General features: G+C 72.4%; 15 protein-coding genes and 2 pseudogenes. 9 read left to right on the top strand and 8 right to left on the bottom strand.

Annotated elements, in window-relative coordinates; translation table 11 throughout:
* Position 1 precedes the first annotated feature (1 nt).
* Positions 2-760: pseudogene (locus OG758_RS38915) on the bottom strand (DUF72 domain-containing protein); the annotation flags it as partial.
* A gap of 128 nt (positions 761-888) precedes the next feature.
* Between OG758_RS38915 and OG758_RS38910 the strand changes: the two are divergent.
* From OG758_RS38910 to mug, 3 genes are all read left to right on the top strand, one after another.
* Entirely contained in the window at positions 889-1,191 is a 303-nt protein-coding gene (locus tag OG758_RS38910; protein ID WP_326714159.1) for a DUF1876 domain-containing protein, read from the top strand.
* A gap of 543 nt (positions 1,192-1,734) precedes the next feature.
* Positions 1,735-3,177 (top strand): adenylosuccinate lyase, encoded by a 1,443-nt coding sequence (purB, locus tag OG758_RS38905; protein ID WP_326714158.1) that lies wholly within the window; start codon positions 1,735-1,737, stop codon positions 3,175-3,177.
* Between the two features lie 5 nt (positions 3,178-3,182).
* On the top strand, positions 3,183-3,743 hold the full coding sequence (gene mug, locus OG758_RS38900) for a G/U mismatch-specific DNA glycosylase (protein ID WP_326716176.1): 561 nt from the start codon (positions 3,183-3,185) through the stop codon (positions 3,741-3,743).
* 45 nt (positions 3,744-3,788) lie between these two features.
* Here mug and OG758_RS38895 read toward each other — a convergent pair whose 3' ends face one another.
* The 4 genes from OG758_RS38895 to OG758_RS38880 all read right to left on the bottom strand — a co-directional run bounded on the left by OG758_RS38895 (position 3,789) and on the right by OG758_RS38880 (position 6,853).
* Positions 3,789-4,595 carry an SAM-dependent methyltransferase gene (locus OG758_RS38895; protein WP_326714157.1) on the bottom strand — a complete coding sequence of 269 codons (807 nt, stop codon included), beginning with the start codon at positions 4,593-4,595 and terminating at the stop codon, positions 3,789-3,791.
* A 90-nt stretch (positions 4,596-4,685) separates the two neighbouring features.
* Complete coding sequence (locus OG758_RS38890) at positions 4,686-5,120, bottom strand: hypothetical protein (RefSeq protein WP_326714156.1); 435 nt, start codon at positions 5,118-5,120, stop codon at positions 4,686-4,688.
* A 63-nt stretch (positions 5,121-5,183) separates the two neighbouring features.
* A complete protein-coding gene (locus OG758_RS38885; protein WP_326714155.1) occupies positions 5,184-5,921 on the bottom strand; it encodes an ABC transporter permease in 738 nt (245 codons plus the stop codon).
* A gap of 2 nt (positions 5,922-5,923) precedes the next feature.
* Entirely contained in the window at positions 5,924-6,853 is a 930-nt protein-coding gene (locus OG758_RS38880) for an ATP-binding cassette domain-containing protein (RefSeq protein ID WP_326714154.1), read from the bottom strand.
* 108 nt (positions 6,854-6,961) lie between these two features.
* Between OG758_RS38880 and OG758_RS38875 the strand changes: the two genes are divergently transcribed.
* The 3 genes from OG758_RS38875 (at position 6,962) to OG758_RS38865 (ending at position 10,176) form a co-directional block, all read left to right on the top strand.
* Complete coding sequence (locus OG758_RS38875; RefSeq protein ID WP_326714153.1) at positions 6,962-8,203, top strand: sensor histidine kinase; 1,242 nt, start codon at positions 6,962-6,964, stop codon at positions 8,201-8,203.
* 45 nt (positions 8,204-8,248) lie between these two features.
* On the top strand, positions 8,249-8,899 hold the full coding sequence (locus OG758_RS38870) for a response regulator transcription factor (RefSeq protein ID WP_326714152.1): 651 nt from the start codon (positions 8,249-8,251) through the stop codon (positions 8,897-8,899).
* Between the two features lie 119 nt (positions 8,900-9,018).
* Complete coding sequence (locus OG758_RS38865) at positions 9,019-10,176, top strand: ROK family transcriptional regulator (protein ID WP_326714151.1); 1,158 nt, start codon at positions 9,019-9,021, stop codon at positions 10,174-10,176.
* Positions 10,177-10,266: 90 nt separating this feature from the next.
* Here OG758_RS38865 and OG758_RS38860 read toward each other — a convergent pair whose 3' ends face one another.
* Both OG758_RS38860 and OG758_RS38855 read right to left on the bottom strand, forming a co-directional pair.
* Positions 10,267-11,034, bottom strand: a complete 768-nt coding sequence (locus OG758_RS38860) for a GntR family transcriptional regulator (RefSeq protein WP_227293472.1) — start codon at positions 11,032-11,034, stop codon at positions 10,267-10,269.
* 258 nt (positions 11,035-11,292) lie between these two features.
* Positions 11,293-12,171 carry an RNA polymerase sigma-70 factor gene (locus OG758_RS38855; RefSeq protein ID WP_326714150.1) on the bottom strand — a complete coding sequence of 293 codons (879 nt, stop codon included), beginning with the start codon at positions 12,169-12,171 and terminating at the stop codon, positions 11,293-11,295.
* 183 nt (positions 12,172-12,354) lie between these two features.
* Here OG758_RS38855 and OG758_RS38850 point away from each other — a divergent pair, with 183 nt between their 5' ends.
* Positions 12,355-13,185, top strand: a complete 831-nt coding sequence (locus OG758_RS38850; protein ID WP_326714149.1) for an alpha/beta fold hydrolase — start codon at positions 12,355-12,357, stop codon at positions 13,183-13,185.
* Positions 13,186-13,701: 516 nt separating this feature from the next.
* Here the strand turns inward: OG758_RS38850 and OG758_RS49165 are convergent.
* Positions 13,702-14,058 (bottom strand): annotated as a pseudogene (locus OG758_RS49165) (EamA family transporter); the annotation flags it as partial.
* A gap of 47 nt (positions 14,059-14,105) precedes the next feature.
* Between OG758_RS49165 and pdxR the strand changes: the two are divergent.
* Both pdxR and OG758_RS38835 read left to right on the top strand, forming a co-directional pair.
* Entirely contained in the window at positions 14,106-15,584 is a 1,479-nt protein-coding gene (pdxR, locus tag OG758_RS38840; protein ID WP_326714148.1) for a MocR-like pyridoxine biosynthesis transcription factor PdxR, read from the top strand.
* A 175-nt stretch (positions 15,585-15,759) separates the two neighbouring features.
* Positions 15,760-17,343 carry an alkaline phosphatase D family protein gene (locus OG758_RS38835; protein ID WP_326714147.1) on the top strand — a complete coding sequence of 528 codons (1,584 nt, stop codon included), beginning with the start codon at positions 15,760-15,762 and terminating at the stop codon, positions 17,341-17,343.
* Positions 17,344-17,349 lie beyond the last annotated feature (6 nt).

Below are 17,349 nucleotides of genomic sequence, written 5' to 3'. Positions count from 1 at the left end.
ACGACGGCGTCCGGCTCACCGTCCGGCCCAGCGTGGCCGCGGCCCGTGCGAACCTCGCAGCGTCGACGACGGCCGCACCGCCTACGTCGTTGTTGAAGTACACGTACACGTCGTCCTGGTCCGGCCAGGCGTCGGCGATGCGTCCGGCCCAGGACTTCAACGCCTGCCGGCCATAGTGGGGCGGCGGCTGGGCGATGCCGCCGTGGAAGCGTACGTACCCCCAGGACGCGGTACGCCACAGCGGCGTCACCGGCCGCGATCCCCGGTCCGCCCAGCACAGCGCGCTGCCGTGCCGCTCAAGTACCGCCCGAAGCTCCCGCCCCGCGTCCCACCACGAGGTGTGCCGCAGTTCAACGGCTACCCGAACCGTGCTTGAAAAGCAGCCCAGGCACGCATCCAGCGCCCCGACGTCCTCCCGGAGGTGGGGCGGCAATTGCAGCAGTACGGGCCCCAGGCGGTCACCGAGGCCCTCGGTACGGTCCAGCAGACGGTGCACCGGCTCCTCGGGGTCGTGCAACCGCTTCATATGGGTCAGATAGCGGCTGGCCTTGACCGCCATGACGAACCCCTCAGGCGTCCGCTCCCGCCAAGACCCGAAGATCTCCTTCGTCGGAAGCCGGTAGAAGGCGTTGTTGTTCTCGACGGTCGCGAATCGCCGGGCGTACTCCTCCAGCCACAGCCGCTGCGGCAGACCGGTCGGGTAGAGAACGCCGCGCCAGTCCGCGTACTGCCACCCCGAGGTTCCGACGAGCATGGCCATGCACGACCCGTACCCGCGAGAAATGGGTATATCCATACCTGAACATGCCGAAATCGCCAAATGGGCCCGCACGGAGGGATTCTGGAAACTGCTGGAATCAGAGGGACCGGAGCCTGAGGAGGCACGTCATGACACACGCCGAAGAGTGGCAGGTCGGCGTCTACCTGACCGAGGAGGACGGCATCACCAAAGCCCGGGCAGTGCTCGCCAACGGGAAGACGCAGATGGTCGGACGCGGAAAGGCACGCTGCAATCCCCAGGACGTGGACATCCCCGCGATAGGGGACGAGCTCGCGGCGAGCCGGGCGATGCGCGACCTGGCAGGTCAGCTGATGCACGCCGCCGACCGGGACCTGGCGGCGGTGGGCGCCGTACCCGATCTGCCGCGCACCGCCTACGGCTGGCCGGATGACGCGGGCCTGGTCAGGTAGGCGGCCTCGCCGCCACGGCTGAGCGCCGTACCGTTCCGGCATGCACGATCCCGCGGCACCGGCACCGAGGACGCGGGCTTCGCGGCCCTGCACGACGTGGCCCCGCTCCAGCGCCGCACACATCCGAGCCACCTGGAGCGGAACGGCGAGCATGGAGGACGCAGCCCAGGCATTGGGCATGTCAAGGTCGAAGGGTACGACCTCGTCCGCCGCGAACAGTTCCCCTGCCGGGGACTACGGTTCAGCCGCACTCCCCGAGCCGTCACCACGCCGATGCTCCGCGTACTCGAAAGCGGTGAACCGGAATGCAACCTCCCCGAGACGAGCACAGCACCTGCTCCTGAGCTGACGCACGACGAGGCCCCGAGCTCCTCGGCGGGGCCTCGTCGTGCGTCCCCCTCAGCCGCCCGTCTCACACACACGTCTCACACGCGTCTCACGAACGTGGCGCGACGAGAACGGCCATGGAGCCTCTGACCTGTACGTTCCTACATCAAGTGGACGGTGCGGAGCCTGTATGGACACCCGGTAAACTCCGTACACGTGACTGCTGCGCCTGCAAAGCCCCGTATCCCGAATGTTCTCGCCGGACGCTACGCCTCCGCCGAGCTCGCCACTCTCTGGTCCCCCGAGCAGAAGGTGAAGCTGGAGCGTCAGCTCTGGCTCGCCGTGCTGCGCGCGCAGAAGGACCTCGGGATCGAGGTGCCGGACGCCGCTCTCGCCGACTACGAGCGCGTCCTCGACCAGGTCGACCTGGCCTCCATCGCCGAGCGCGAGAAGGTCACGCGCCATGACGTGAAGGCCCGCATCGAGGAGTTCAACGCCCTCGCCGGCCACGAGCAGGTCCACAAGGGCATGACGTCCCGCGACCTGACGGAGAACGTCGAGCAGCTCCAGGTCCGCCTCTCCCTCGAACTGGTCCGCGACCGCGCCGTCGCCGTCCTCGCGCGCCTCGGCAAGCTGGCCGGCGAGTACGGCGAGCTGGTGATCGCGGGCCGCTCGCACAACGTCGCGGCGCAGGCCACGACCCTCGGCAAGCGCTTCGCGACCGCCGCCGACGAGCTGCTCGTCGCGTACGCCCGAGTCGAGGAGCTGCTCTCCCGCTACCCGCTGCGCGGCATCAAGGGCCCCGTCGGCACCGCGCAGGACATGCTGGACCTGCTCGGCGGCGACGCGGCGAAGCTCGACGAGCTCGAGCAGCGCATCGCGGGCCACCTGGGCTTCTCGCAGGCGTTCACCTCGGTCGGCCAGGTCTACCCGCGCTCCCTCGACTACGAGGTCGTCACCGCGCTCGTGCAGCTCGCGGCCGCGCCGTCCTCGACTGCCAAGACGATCCGCCTGATGGCCGGGCACGAGCTCGTCACCGAGGGCTTCAAGCCGGGCCAGGTCGGCTCGTCCGCGATGCCGCACAAGATGAACACCCGCTCCTGCGAGCGCGTCAACGGCCTCATGGTCATCCTGCGCGGCTACGCGTCGATGACCGGGGAACTGGCGGGCGACCAGTGGAACGAGGGCGACGTCTCCTGCTCCGTGGTGCGCCGTGTCGCGCTGCCGGACGCGTTCTTCGCGCTCGACGGTCTTCTGGAGACGTTCCTGACGGTGCTCGACGAGTTCGGCGCGTTCCCGGCCGTCGTCGCCCGTGAGCTGGACCGCTACCTGCCGTTCCTCGCCACGACGAAGGTCCTGATGGCGTCGGTGCGGGCGGGCGTCGGCCGCGAGGAGGCCCACGAGGCCATCAAGGAGAACGCCGTCGCGTCGGCCCTCGCCATGCGCGAGCAGGGCGCCGAGCGCAACGAGCTGCTCGACAAGCTCGCCGCGGACTCCCGGATCCCGCTGGACCGCGCCGGGCTCGACGAGCTGATGGCCGACAAGCTGTCGTTCACGGGCGCCGCGAGCGACCAGGTCGCCACCGTCGTCGCGCGCGTCGAGGAGATCGTCAAGCATCACCCGGAGGCCGCCGGTTACGCGCCCGGAGCGATCCTCTGACCCGGCTGACCCCCGCGGACCTGGAGGCCGCCCGTGACCGCATCGTTCCCGATGTGGTCGCGAGCGGCCTCTCCGTGCTTTTCTGCGGGATCAACCCGGGCCTGATGACAGCGGCGACCGGCCACCACTTCGCGCGCCCCGGCAACCGCTTCTGGCCGGTGCTCCACCTGTCCGGGTTCACGCCCCGCCAGCTGGCCCCCGCCCAGCAGGAGCAACTCCTGTCGTACGGGCTCGGGATCACGAACGTCGTCGCGCGGGCCACGGCGCGGGCGGACGAGCTGAGCGCGCAGGAGTACCGCGACGGCGGCCGCCTGCTGACCACCAAGGTGGAGCGGCTGCGGCCGTGCTGGCTCGCGGTCGTGGGCGTGACGGCGTACCGGTCGGCCTTCGGGGAGCCGAAGGCGAGGATCGGCCCGCAGGAGCGGATGATCGGCGCCACCCGGGTGTGGGCGCTGCCCAACCCCAGTGGTCTGAACGCGCATTGGACGGCGGCGACGATGGCCGAGGAGTACGGACGGTTGCGCGCCGCCGCCTCGGGGGACGACGCGGCGGGGCTCCCCGGCTGACGCGGCGCGTGAAGGGTTGCGCCGTGGCTTGCGTCACGGCATGCGTCAGGGCTTGCGGGCCACGACACCGAACTGGGCGACGAGCGGACCCTCGTCGGCGCCGTCCGTCCGCCAGCGGGCGCAGGAGACGAGGCCCGGCTCCAGGATGTCGAGTCCGTCGAGGAAGCCCTCGATCTCGGCCCGGCCGCGTGCGGTGATCGGCGGCGTCGCGTTCTCGTTCCAGAAGCGCATCGCCGCCTCGTTTCCCTCGCCGCCCAGCTCCAGCGTGGGGTGCGTGAGCACGAGGTGGCTGCCGGAGGGGACCGCGTCCAGGAGGTGGCGCACGATGGACGTGGCCTCGGCGGTGTCGAGGATGAAGTTCAGAATGCCGAGCATCATGACGGCGACCGGCCGGCCGAGGTCGAGAGTGCCGGACGCGGCGCGCAGGATGGCCGCGGGGTCGCGCGCGTCCGCGTCCACATAGCTGGTGGCGCCCTCGTCCGTGCTGGTGAGGAGCAAGCGGGCGTGCGTGAGGACGATCGGGTCGTTGTCGACGTAGACGACGCGGGAGTCGGGGGCGATGCGCTGGGCGACCTCGTGGGTGTTCTCGGCGGTGGGCAGGCCCGTGCCGATGTCGAGGTACTGGCGGATGCCTGCCCGGCCGGTGAGGTGGGTCACGGCGCGGCCGAGGAACGCCCGGTCGGCGCGCGCCACTTCGCCGATGCCGGGGTACATGGAGGTGACGTGGTCGCCGACCTGTTCGTCCACCTCGTAGTGGTCCTTGCCGCCGAGCCAGTAGTCCCACACGCGGGCGTTGTGCGCGATGTGGTTCGCGGTCCGCTCCCCCGGCTCCTGCCCGCTCTGCTCGCTCACGTGCTCTCCCTCACCTCGGTCGTGCCATGATCCGATGCCAAGATCCCATGGTGGCACGGCAGTTCCCGCCTGCTGGGTCCAGGCGCGTCATCAGGGCGGGTCCACGTCCGTGACGGCGGCTACGAGCCGGAACGGCAGGTCCTCGGCGCCGAGCGGGATGCCCAGCACGATCCACCGGCCGTCGGCCTGCCACACCTGGACGTCCGGCACATACGCGCTGAGCGCGGCCCAGGGCTCCGGTATGTCCTCGCCGCCCTCGACCGCGCGCAGGCTGACGCTCCACAGGCTGAACCACTGCGGCTCCCCCCAGCGCTCGGTGAGCATCGAGGAGAGCCCGTCCCGGTCGGCGACCCACTGGTCCTGAGCGGCGCCCTCGGGGGCCGGCTCCCGGAGCTCGTCGCACGTCGCCAACTCCGCGATGTGATAACCCGGTCCGCCGGAGCCCGCGTCCGATCTGCCGTGCTCCGCGGGGAACTCACGGGAGCGCAGCAGGTCGATCGTCGCGAGATGCTGTGCGGTGCTCATGACGTCCAGTAAAGCGGCCACCACTGACATTTGGCGGGGCGTCCGGCGGTTACGAGCCTGCCGTCACGCGTCCCTGCGGCGCAGCGCCCACCAGCCGGCGAGGAGCGCGGCCGCCGCCCACCCGGCGGTGACGGCGAGCCCCGTCCACGGCCCGAGTGTGCCGACCGGGTCCTGGTGCAGGACCTGTTGTCCGGCGTGGTCCGGCAGGAAGTCGGCGACGGAGGCGGCCATGTCACCCACGACGAAGGACACGATCAGGATGAACGGGATCAGCAGGCTCAGGACGGCGACCGCGCTGCGCAGGACGACGGTGAGACCGGCCGCGAACAGGGACATCAGGGCGAGATAGAGGCCGCCTCCGACGCAGGCGCGCAGCGCGCCCGGATCGCCGAGTCCGAGGGCGTAGGACCCCATGAACGCCTGACCGGACAGGAACGTGACGAACGAGGTGAGCAGGCCCACCACGATGGCGAGGGCACCGACGACCGTCATCTTCGCGGCGTAGAGGAGATTCCTGTTGGGGACCGCCGCGAGGGAGACACGCAGGGCTCCGTTGAGGTACTCGGACGACACGGCGGTCGTGCCGAAGGCGATGGCCGCGATCTGGCCGAAGTTGAGTGCGTAGAAGGCACCGAAGAGGAGGTCGGCTCCTTCGTTGTCGGCCTCGGCCTGTCCGACCGCGGCGGTGGCCAGGATGGTGATGGCCACGGTCGCGGCGAAGACCGCGACGAGTGAGCCGGCGCTGGCGCGCACGGACCTCACCTTGATCCATTCGGAACGCAGCACGGCGGTGGTCGACATCGTCAGGCCTCCTGGAGAGGGGTCGCGGCGGACGCGAACTCGGTGTCGTCCGCGGTGAGGGAGAGGTAGGCGTCCTCCAAGGAGGCTGATTCGTCGGCGAGTTCGAGGACGGGGATGCCGTCCGTGGCGGCGAGCGCGCCGATCTCCTCGGCGCGCGCGCCTGCGACGGTCCAGCGGCCGTCGCCGGCTGCCACGGCTTCGAGTCCCTTCCGGCGAAGTGCGGCGCGCAGGCTCTCGGGGTCAGTCGTGCGGACGCGGACGCGCCGTTCGCTGTGCGCGTCGATGAAGTCCCGCATCGGGGTGTCGGCGAGGAGCCTGCCCCGGCCCAGGACGACGAGGTGGTCGGCGAAGGTGGCGGTCTCGTTCATGAGGTGGCTGGAGACGAGGACCGTGCGGCCTTCGCGGGCGAGGCTCCGCATCAGTTCGCGGATCCAGATGATGCCTTCGGGGTCGAGGCCGTTGGACGGCTCGTCGAGCATCACGACCTGCGGGTCGCCGAGGAGTGCGGCGGCGATGCCGAGGCGCTGGCGCATGCCCAGCGAGAACGTCCTGATCCGGCGTGCGGCGACGGCCGCGATGCCGGCGAGCTCCAGGACCTCGTCGACCCGGCGTACCGGAATGCGGTGGGAGGCGGCAAGAGCGCGGAGGTGGTCGCGGGCGGTACGGGAGCCGTGGGCCGCCTGGGCGTCGAGGAGGGCGCCGACCTCGCGCAGGGGTTCGCCGAGCGTCGCGTAGGGGCGACCGCCGAGTGTGGCGGTGCCCGACGTGGGCCGGTCGAGGCCGAGGACGAGGCGCATGGTGGTGGACTTCCCGGCGCCGTTCGGGCCGAGGAATCCGGTGACCCGGCCGGGCCCGACGCTGAACGTCAGGCGGTCCACCGCACGGGTCGTACCGTACTCCTTGGTGAGCTCTTGGACGTCGATGCTGGTCATGGCTCCAGCCTTCCGGCCGCGCCCCCGCCCGGTCCTCCCCCGGGCGTGGAGAGCGTCTCCCCCATGAGGGGGAGCCGTCCGCACCCGCACCGCTGGCACGATGGCGGCATGTCCCGCCTCCTCGCGCCGCTGACCCGCGCGGTCACGTACACCCGCTGGCTGCACCTCCTCGTCGGCGCGATCATCGCCCTCGTGTGCGGGTTCGTGTACCCGGGGTTCACCCGGCCGGGGTACGGGCAGTGGGTCCTGATGCTGCTGATTCCGGTCCCGCTCCTTATGGCGGCCGCCGTGATCCCCGTGGTGCGCAGGGCCGAGGGTCTTCAGGCCCGCCTGATGCTGTTTCCCGGTGCCCACGCGCGCGTGGAGGGCAGTTCGGGTTCACGGGAGGCGGGCGTCTCCGTGGCGCCGTCGGCGTCGTGGCGGGACCGGGGCAGGACCGCGGTGTGGTTGGTGCTGCGTCTGTGGGCCGGCTGCGCGGTCGCGTTCGTGACCGGCCAGCTCATGGCTCTCGCCCTGGAACTGGTCGACGCCACGTCGGGCGGCCCCGCCGAGGCCGAGTCCCTCATCCCCGTACCGGGGCACGGCTGGGCGTACGCGCTGCTCGTGCCGGTGCCGCCGCTGGTGCTGCTGGGAGTGGTCGCACTCGCCGGGCGCATGATGGCCTGGGCCGCGCTCGGTCTGCTCGGGCCGACGGCGGCGGAGCGTCTGGCCGCCCTGGAGGAGCGCACCGAGCAGCTGCTCGAACGCAATCGCATCGCCCGCGAACTCCACGACTCCATCGGGCACGCGCTGACCGTCGCCGTCGTCCAGGCCGGCGCGGCGCGGGCGGCCGCCGATCCGGCGTTCACCGACCGGGCCCTGGACGCCATCGAGGAGACGGGCAGGGCGGCCCTCGAGGACCTGGAGCGCGTCCTGTTGGTGCTGCGCGAGTCGGAGCAGCCCGCGAGCCGTCGGCCCACGCTCACGGAGGCGGACCGCCTGCTGGACTCGGCGCGCGCCTCGGGCGCCGAGGTCGACGCGGAGGTGCTCGGCGCGCTGGACACGGTGCCCGGTCCCGTCTCCAGAGAGGGCTACCGCATCCTCCAGGAGGCACTGACGAACGTGCTGCGCCACTCGGGAACCGTCCCGATCCGGGTCGCCGTCACGGTCGACGACGCCCGCCTGTGGCTCGACGTACGCAATCCGCTTCCCACGGGCGCACCAGTGAACGGCCGGGGCAGCGGTGCGCTCGCGGGAGGCGGCAGCGGTTTGCGGGGCATCCGTGAGAGGGCGGCGCTCCTCGGCGGCCGGGCGCGGACGGGTCCCGACGAGGGGCAGTGGCGGGTGCACGTCGAGCTGCCGCTCGGCTGATCCCCGTCCGCATGTAGGCCCCGACCGCTCCCCTAGGCTGTCCGGATGCCGCTCACCGTGCTTCTTGTCGACGATGAACCGCTGGTCCGCGCGGGGTTGCGTGCCGTGCTCTCGGCGCAGCCGGACATCGAGGTGGTGGGCGAGGCGGCCGACGGCGCCGCGGTGATCCCGCTCGTCCGACAGCTGCGTCCGGATGTGGTCGCCATGGATGTGCGCATGCCTCTCCTGGACGGGATCGAGGCCACGCGCGCGGTGCTGCGCAGTGTGTCCGAGCCGCCCAAGATCCTGGTCATCACGACGTTCGAGAACGACGAGTACGTGTACGGGGCGCTGCGGGCGGGCGCCGACGGGTTCCTGCTGAAGCGGTCGCGGCCCGCCGAGATCGTGAACGCGGTCCGGCTCGTGGCCGAGGGCGATTCCCTGCTGTTCCCCGCGGCCGTGCGGAGGCTCGCGGCCGAGTACGGCAACACGTCGGCACGCGAGGCGATGGACCGCGCCGCGCTCACGGAGCGGGAGGCGGAGGTGCTGCGCCTGATGACGCGGGGCCTGTCCAACGCGGAGATCGCCGTGCGGCTCGTCGTCGGCACGGAGACGGTCAAGTCGCATGTGAGCGCCGTCCTCGCCAAGCTCGGGGCACGGGACCGGACACAGGCCGTCATCGCCGCGTACGAGTCCGGTTTCGTGTCGCCCGGCTGAGTGCCCCTTCATCTCGCCCGGCTGAGCGTACCGGGACACAGAAGTGCACCCGCGCTCGCCGGTGTCCGCCGCGGCGAGTACGATCCGCCCAACACGCGCGCGAGCTGGGAGGACGGACGTTGGGGCGGCTGACCGGCGGGGACCCTTCCCTGCTACGGCGGATCAACTCCGCGGTGGTGCTGCATGCCCTGCGCGCCACGGATCTCGCGACGCTCACGGAGATCACCCGGGTCACCGGGCTTTCCCGGCCCACGGTCGAGGGCGTCGTCGAAGGGCTCATCGCGGCGGGGCTCGTCGTCGAGACGGCCGTCGACGACAGCGGGACGCGGCGCCAGGGGCGGCCCGCGCGACGGTTCCGCTTCCGGGCCGAGGCGGGGCATCTGCTCGGTCTGGAGATCGGCCCGCACCGCGTGGCCGCCGTTCTGTCGGACCTGGACGGCAAGGTGCTCGGCACGGCCGCGAAGGACGTCGACGAGACCGCTCCGGCCGACGAGCGCCTCGAGCGGCTGCGGACCGCGGTCGCGGACCTGCTGCGCCGCGCGGGCGTCGCCCGGAACTCGCTGCGGGCGGTCGGTGTCGGCAGCCCCGGCATCGTGGAGGCCGACGGCACCGTGCGCCTCGGCACCGCCCTGCCGGAGTGGACGGGGCTGCAGCTGGGCGAGCGGCTGCGGCGCTCCTTCAAGTGCCCGGTCCTGGTGGAGAACGACGCGAACGCGGCGGCGGTGGCCGAGCACTGGAAGGGCGCGGCGACCGAGTCCGACGACATCGTGTTCGTGCTGGCGGGGCTCAGCCCGGGCGCCGGCGCGCTGATCGGCGGTCGGCTGCACCGCGGGTACGGCGGCGCGGCCGGGGAGATCGGCGCACTGCACCTCCTGGGGCGCGAGGTGCGCCCCGAGACGCTGCTCTCGACGACGGACGAGCCGCTGCACCCGCTCGACGAGCAGGCCGTCGCGCAGGTCTTCGCTCTCGCACGCCAGGGCGACGAGCGGGCAGGCGCGGCTGTCGACCGGTTCCTCCAGCGCCTGGTGCACGACGTGGCGGCGCTGGTGCTCGCCCTCGACCCGGAGCTGGTCGTCGTGGGCGGCTGGGCCGCCGGCCTGGACGGCGTACTGGAGCCGCTGCGCCAGGAGTTGGCCCGGTACTGCCTGCGTCCGCCGCGCGTGGCCCTGTCGGTTCTGGGCGAGGCGGCGGTGGCGACCGGGGCGCTGCGGCTCGCGCTGGATCATGTCGAGGAGCAGCTGTTCGCCGTCGAGGGAACGGTCACGGCGCGCCGCTAGCCGGAAACACACAGACGCCGAAGGCCCACCGTGGAGGATCATGGTGGGCCTTTACGGAACGCGACGCGCGCGGGTCTCGCCGCGCGGGTGTCAGGAGGCGCGGCGGTCCGGGCCGTGGTGGATCTCGACGCCGCCCGAGTCGCCGAAGGTGAGGCGGCAGGTGTCGGCACGGTAGGTGGCCACGGAGACCGCGGCCGTCTCGCCCTCGCTGAAGAACCGGGTCGTGACGACGAGGACGGGCGCGCCCGGCAGCCGGTCGAGCTCCTTCGCGTCGTCGGCACGGGCCGAGCCCAGCTCGACGGCGCGGTCCTGGCCCTCGAGCCCGAGCCGCCCCAGTTCGCGGAGCACGACACGCGCGCGTGAGGGCCCGGACGGGGCGTCTATGGCGGAGAGTTCGGGCACGGACGACGACGGTACGTAGAGCAGCTCGGCAGCGACGGGCTGGCCGTGCGACACGCGTGTACGGCGCACCCGGTGGACGCGCTCGTCGGGGGCGGTGCCGAGGATGCGGGCCACGGCCGCCGGCGGCACCGCGGGCTCGCTGTCGACGGCCTGCCAGGCTTCACCGTCGGCGGCGCCGGGCCACTCCTGGTCGTCGGACGAGTCGACCGCCACGCCCACGCGGGGCGGGGCGACGGTGGTGCCGACGCCACGGCGGCGCTGGAGCCTGCCTTCGAGTTCGAGCTGTTCGAGCGCCTGGCGGAGCGTGGCACGGGCGACTCCGAAGCGGGCCGCGAGGTCCCGCTCGTTCGGCAGGATCTCTCCCACGGCGAACTCGGAGTCGAGTGCCTCGGTCAGCACGGTCTTGAGGTGCCAGTACTTCGGCTCCGGCGCCGTTTCCAACTGCGTGGTCCCCACCCTGTCCTCCGCAATCGCCGTGTCCCGGCGGCGTTTAGCGCCCTTGTTTATTAAAGGTTCCTGCACTATCTCTGCGAGGGTAGGCCCGCCCTCCGACTTGGTCAAGACCAATCCTCGGTCCGCTCCGGGGCCCGCGGGGGTTCCGCCGCTGAGCGTTCATGCGGTCCGCAGAGCGTTCACACCGCGTTCGCGAAACGACGAAAGCCCCCGCCCGGTCGGGGCGGGGGCTTTCGTGACGCGGACGCCGCAAAGGGGACGTCAGGCGAGCGACGCGAGCTTGTCCGGGTTACGCACGATGTATACGCACTGCACGTGGCCGTCGGCGACATCGACCTGGAAGACGCTGTCCGGCTTGCCGTCGACGAGGGCGAGCACGGCAGGCCCTCCATTGAGCTCCACGATCCGGAAGGTGAATCCGGCGCCGCCGCCCTTGGCGGCCCCGAGCAGGAAGCGGCCCACCTTGTCGGCGGACTCGATGACGCGCAGCGGCGCCTTGGACTTGCCGCCGCTGTCGCCGACGAGACGCGCGTCGGGCGCGAGGAGCGTCATCAGACCCTCCAGGTCCCCGCCCGTCGCGGCCGCGAGGAAGCGCTCGGTGAGGTCGCGCTGCTCGACGGGGTCGACGTCGAAGCGCGGCCGGCGCTCGTCCACGTGCTTGCGGGCACGTCCCGCGAGCTGGCGGACGGCGGACTCGCTGCGTTCGAGCGTCGTGGCGATCTCGGCGAACGGGAACCCGAACGCCTCGCGGAGGACGAACACGGCGCGCTCCAGCGGCGAGAGCGACTCCAGGACGACGAGGACGGCGAGCGACACCGACTCGGCGAGTACGGCCGCCTCCGCGGTGTCGGGCGCGGTCGGCCCGAAGTCGGTGACCAGCGGCTCCGGCAGCCAGGGACCCACGTACGCCTCGCGCCGGACCTGTGCCTGCCGCAGCCGGTCGATGGCCAGGCGGGTGGCGACGCGGACGAGATAGGCGCGTGGTTCGCGCACCTCGTCGCGGTCGGCCTGCGCCCAGCGCAGCCAGGCGTCCTGGACGACGTCCTCGGCGTCGGCCACGCGGCCCAGCATGCGGTAGGCGACCCCCATCAGGACCGGCCGGTGCTCTTCGAAGACCTCAATCACGGTGTCGGTTGCCACTCCTCCATCCCAACGGACGGGGCGGCGCGTGTCCAGGCGGAATCGATGCGGCGGTGACCACAAACGGCTCGGTACCGGGCCCCTCTCGCCCCTTCCCCCTTGAACTGGAGGCTACTGAGCGGTAATTGTTGCTGACAAGCCGTCTAAGGAACCGTCGCTCGGGCGTCGGGGACAGGGAGCGACATGGCCACAGAGGTGTCCTTCAGCATCGAAACCCCCGGTGGCCCCCGTGAGGTGACCGTCGCGTACGAACGCGTGGGCACCGGGGAGCCCCTGCTTCTCCTGCACGGGATCGGCCACCACTGGCAGGCCTGGGCTCCCGTGATCCCGGTCCTGGCCGCCGAACGCGATGTGATCGCGATCGACCTGCCGGGCTTCGGCGCCTCTCCCGCGCTGCCCGACGGCGTCGCCTACGACCTTCCGACGGTGACGGCCACGCTCGGCTCGTTCTGCGCGGCTCTCGGCATCGAGCGGCCCCATGTGGCCGGCAACTCCCTGGGCGGTCTGCTCGCGCTGGAGCTCGGCCGCGAGAAGCTCGTACGGTCGGTCACCGCGCTGTCGCCCGGCGGGTTCTGGTCGCAGGCCGAGCGCCTTTACGCGTTCGGCACGCTGCGCGCGATGCGGCAGGGCGCACGGGCCCTGCCGGTTCCCGCGATCGAGCGGCTCGCGCGGTCGGCCGCGGGCCGGGCGGCCCTGACGAGCACCATCTACGCCCGTCCCGGCCGCCGTTCAGCCGATGCGGTCATCGCGGAGACGCTGGCCCTGCGCCACGCTCCCGGGTTCGCGCAGACCCTCGCCGCGGGTCTGGAGGTGCAGTTCACGGACGACGTGCCGGACATCCCGGTGACCGTCGCCTGGGGCACCCGCGACCGGCTGCTGCTGCGCCGCCAGGGCATCAGGGCCAAGCACGCCGTCCCCGGGGCCCGCCTCGTGCGGCTGCCCGGCTGCGGTCACGTCCCCATGAGCGACGACCCGGCGCTCGTCTCCCGCGTCATCCTGGACACCAGCCGCTGACCGCATCCCGAACACCCCGGAGCCGAGCGCCACTCCGGCGCCGACGAGCGCGCTGCCGACGGCCTGCGCGACGCCGTACGCCCCGGTGCCGGCGAGCGGCGCGGTGCACGCCGCCGCCACGGGGATGAGCCCGGAGAACAGCGTGGCGCGCTCGGCGCCGACGCGCTGGATGCCGATGTACCAGCACACGAAGCCGATCACCGTGACGACGGCGGCCTGCCACAGCAGCGCCGTCGCCTCGCTGACATCGGGCACGCGGAGCATGTCCGTGCCGTCGAGCACCGCGCCGGCGAAGGCCGACTCCAGGGCGGCGACCCCGCAGACCGTGCAGGACAGCAGCTTCGGGCCGAGGGGGCGCAACACCGGCACCGCGAGGACGGCGAAACCGACCTCTCCGATGAGGGCTCCTACGGAGAACAGGAGACCGGCCGTGTCCGTGCGCCCCCAGCCCTGGACGGTGAACGCGCCGACGGCGACCAGCAACGCCCCGTAGAGGACGACCCGTTGGGGCCGACGGCCCGCGAGCAGAGGAACGAGTACCGCCACGACGACCGGGGCGCACCCGACGAAGACACCTGGGACGGCCGGTTCGGCGCTGCGCTCCGCGGCGAGCACCGCGAGGTTGAAGCCGACCATCCCGACGGCCGCCAGCAGGGCGAGCCGCCCCCATTGGCGCCCGGTGAGGTGGCGCAGCGGCGCCGTGCCGCCCCTGCCGAGCAGCGGCAGCAGAAGCAGGCAGGAGAGGGCGTACCGGAGGAACTGGCCGCCCGCGTAGGGGTAGTCCCCGAGGACGCTGTTGGCGGTGAAGGAGGCGCCGACGAGGACGCAGGCGAGGGCGGCCGGCAGAGCCCCTCGGATCGAGTGCGCGTTCATGGCCCTGACGCTAAGGAGGACGGCGGCCCGGATTAAGGTCCACGTTCATGACGTCATCGGGGACCAATCCGGGTGCGGCCGGTCCAGACGCTGCGGAAGCCGGTATCCAACCGCCGTCCGCCGCCTGGGAGTTACTGCTGCCCGCCGCATCGGCGCCCGCACGCGCGCGTGGCCGCGGGCTCCAGGCGGCGCTGCGGGACGCCGTCAGGTCGGGGCGGCTCGCGCCCGGGACACGCTTGCCGTCGAGCCGCGATCTCGCGACGGATCTGGGCGTCTCGCGCGGGCTGATCACCGAGGCGTACGAGCAGTTGACCGCCGAGGGGTATCTGCGCACCGGGCGCGGTGCGGGGACCTGGGTGGGCGGGGCGGTGCGCGCCGCGGCGACGGCCGGTGTGCGGGACCTGGCGCCCCGTCCGCCGGGCACCCGGGCCGACTTCGTGGCGGGCAGCCCCGATCTGTCGCTGTTCCCGCGCGCCGCGTGGGCGGCGGCGCAGCGCGGCGTGCTGGCCGAACTGCCGCACCACATGCTGGGCTACCCGGACCCCCGGGGCATCCCCCGGCTGCGTACCGCGCTGGCCGAACTCCTCGCGCGGCGGCGCGGCGTGGTCGCCGATCCGGAGCGGATCATCGTCTGCTCCGGGGTGGCACAGGCGGTGACGCTGCTCGGATTCGTGCTGCACGCGCGCGGGGAGCGGTCCGTGGGCGTCGAGGACCCGGGGAGCCCCGATCTCGGTTCGCTGTTCGCCTCGGCCGGTGTCGGCACGACCGCGCTCCCGCTGGACGGCGAGGGGCCGGCGATCGGGCCGCTGCGGGACTCGGGTGTGCGCTCCGCGGTGACGACGCCGTCCCACCAGTTCCCCTCGGGCATCGCCTACTCACCGGCGCGCCGCGCTCAACTCCTCGACTGGGCACGGTCGGTGGACGGTCTCGTCATCGAGGACGACTACGACGGGGACTTCCGCTACGACCGCGCGCCAGTGGGCGCGCTTCAGGGCCTCGACCCGGAGCATGTCGTGTACACGGGATCGGTGAGCAAGTCGCTCGCTCCCGGGCTGCGGCTCGGCTGGATGGTCGTGCCCGCGGGGCTGACCGACGAGGTCGTCGAGCGCAAGCGCTACATGGATCTCGGCAATCCTGCCCTCGACCAGGCCCTCCTGGCCCGTTTCGTCGAGCGCGGCGACTACGACCGTCAGCTGCGGCGCTGCCAGCGCGCCTACCGCGAGCGCCGCGACACCCTCGTGGCCGCGCTCCACGCGCACCTGCCGGGCTCTCAGGTGACGGGCATCGCCGCCGGACTGCACGTCATCGCCCGACTCCCCGAGCGCTACGGGCCACAGGAGGAGCTCCTCGAACGGGCCGAGGCGGCCGGGGTCACCGTCCGTCCGCTGACCCACTACGGCACCTCGGGCAGCGGAGACGGCGCGGTGCGCCTCGTCCTCGGCTACGCGCATCTGCCGCCGGCGCGGATCGTGGAAGGCGTACGTCTCCTCGCGCGCGCGGCCCATGAGGGGGCCACGCGCGCCTGAACGGCGGCGTGGTCGTGTGAGGCGATGCAGCGCGCCGGGTTCCCCGATCCCCAGGGGCAGTTGTTCACTTGGGGTTCGCGTGTGCGCCGTGGTGAGCCCGTAGGTGTGGCTTCCCGCGGCGCCCCGCAGTGGTGGCACCGCACTTGCGTCGGAACCCGTTTCTGGAGGCGTATTCATGTCACACCGTCCGCCGAGTTCTCTGCCCGGCCGCCGCGGGGTGCTGCGCGGTTCGCTCGCCGCCTCGGCCGCGCTGGCCCTGCCCGCCGTGGGCGCGGCCGCCGCGCCGGCCTTCGCCCTGTCAGGTCGCCCGAAGGCGGCGTGGGGGGTCCAGGCCGGCGACGTCGGCGCACACTCGGGGCTGATCTGGACGCGCTCCGACCGCCCCGCCCGCATGATCGTGGAAACCTCCGCGACGGAGTCGTTCCACCGGGCCACCAAGTGGCACGGGCCGCTGATCGGCGCGGGCACGGACTTCACGGGCACCACCCGCCTGCGCGGCCTGCCGCCGGGCGAGCAGATCCACTACCGCGTGGTGCTCGCCGACCCGGACGACCCCCGCCGCACGGGCGAACCTGTCACCGGCACGTTCCGCACCACCCCCGTGGGCCGCCGCGACGGGGTGCGCTTCCTGTGGTCGGGCGACATCGCGGGCCAGGGCTGGGGCATCAACCCGGACCTCGGCGGCTACCGCGTGTACGAGGACATGCGCGCCCTGAACCCGGACTTCTTCCTGTGCAGCGGCGACAACATCTACGCCGACGGCCCGATCCTGCCCAGCGTCACGCTGCCGGACGGCCGTGTGTGGCGGAACGTCACGACCGAGGAGAAGTCCAAGGTCGCCGAGACGCTGGCCGAGTTCCGCGGCGCGTTCCGCTACAACCTCCTCGACGAGAACCTGCGCCGCTTCAACGCGCAGGTACCCACGATCACGCAGTGGGACGACCACGAGGTGCACAACAACTGGTACCCGGGCCAGATCCTGGACGACGCCCGCTACACGGAGAAGGACACGAACGTCCTCGCCGCGCGCTCCCTGCGCGCGTTCAGCGAGTACTTCCCCGTGTCCACGCTGCCGCCGGGCGACGACGAGGGGCGCGTGTACCGGGTCCTGCGGCACGGTCCTCTGCTCGATGTGTTCGTGCTCGACATGCGCTCGTACCGCAACGCCAACTCCCCGGGCCGGCAGCCCGACGACGCGACCGGGATCCTCGGTGCGCGACAGCTGGCCTGGCTGAAGCGCGAGCTGTCGCGGTCGCGGGCCGCCTGGAAGGTGATCGCCTCCGACATGCCTCTCGGCCTGGTCGTGGCCGACGGCAAGGTGAACTTCGAGGCCGTCGCCCAGGGCGATCCGGGAGCGCCGCTCGGCCGCGAGCTGCAGATCGCGGAGCTGCTGCGCCACATCAAACACGACCGGATCACGGGCACGCTGTGGCTCACGGCGGATGTGCACTACACGTCGGCGCAGCACTACGACCCGTCGCGCGCCGCGTTCCAGGACTTCGAGCCGTTCTGGGAGTTCGTCTCCGGCCCGCTGGCGGCGGGCGGTTTCCAGGCGGTGAAGCTGGACGCCACCTTCGGCCCCGAGCAGAGCTTCATCAAGGCGCCGGACCGGGCCAACACGTCCCCGATGGAGACCCCGCAGTATTTCGGCGAGGTCGACATCGACGGCGGCAGCGGTGAGCTGACGGTACGGCTGCGGCAGCAGGGCGGCGACGTGCTGTTCTCCAAGGTGCTCCAGCCGGGGCGAGTCGGACAGTAGTCGGCA

The organism is Streptomyces sp. NBC_01474, from assembly GCF_035918215.1.
Lineage (GTDB): Bacteria > Actinomycetota > Actinomycetes > Streptomycetales > Streptomycetaceae > Streptomyces > Streptomyces aureus.
This window is presented reverse-complemented; position numbering and strand designations above follow the sequence as displayed.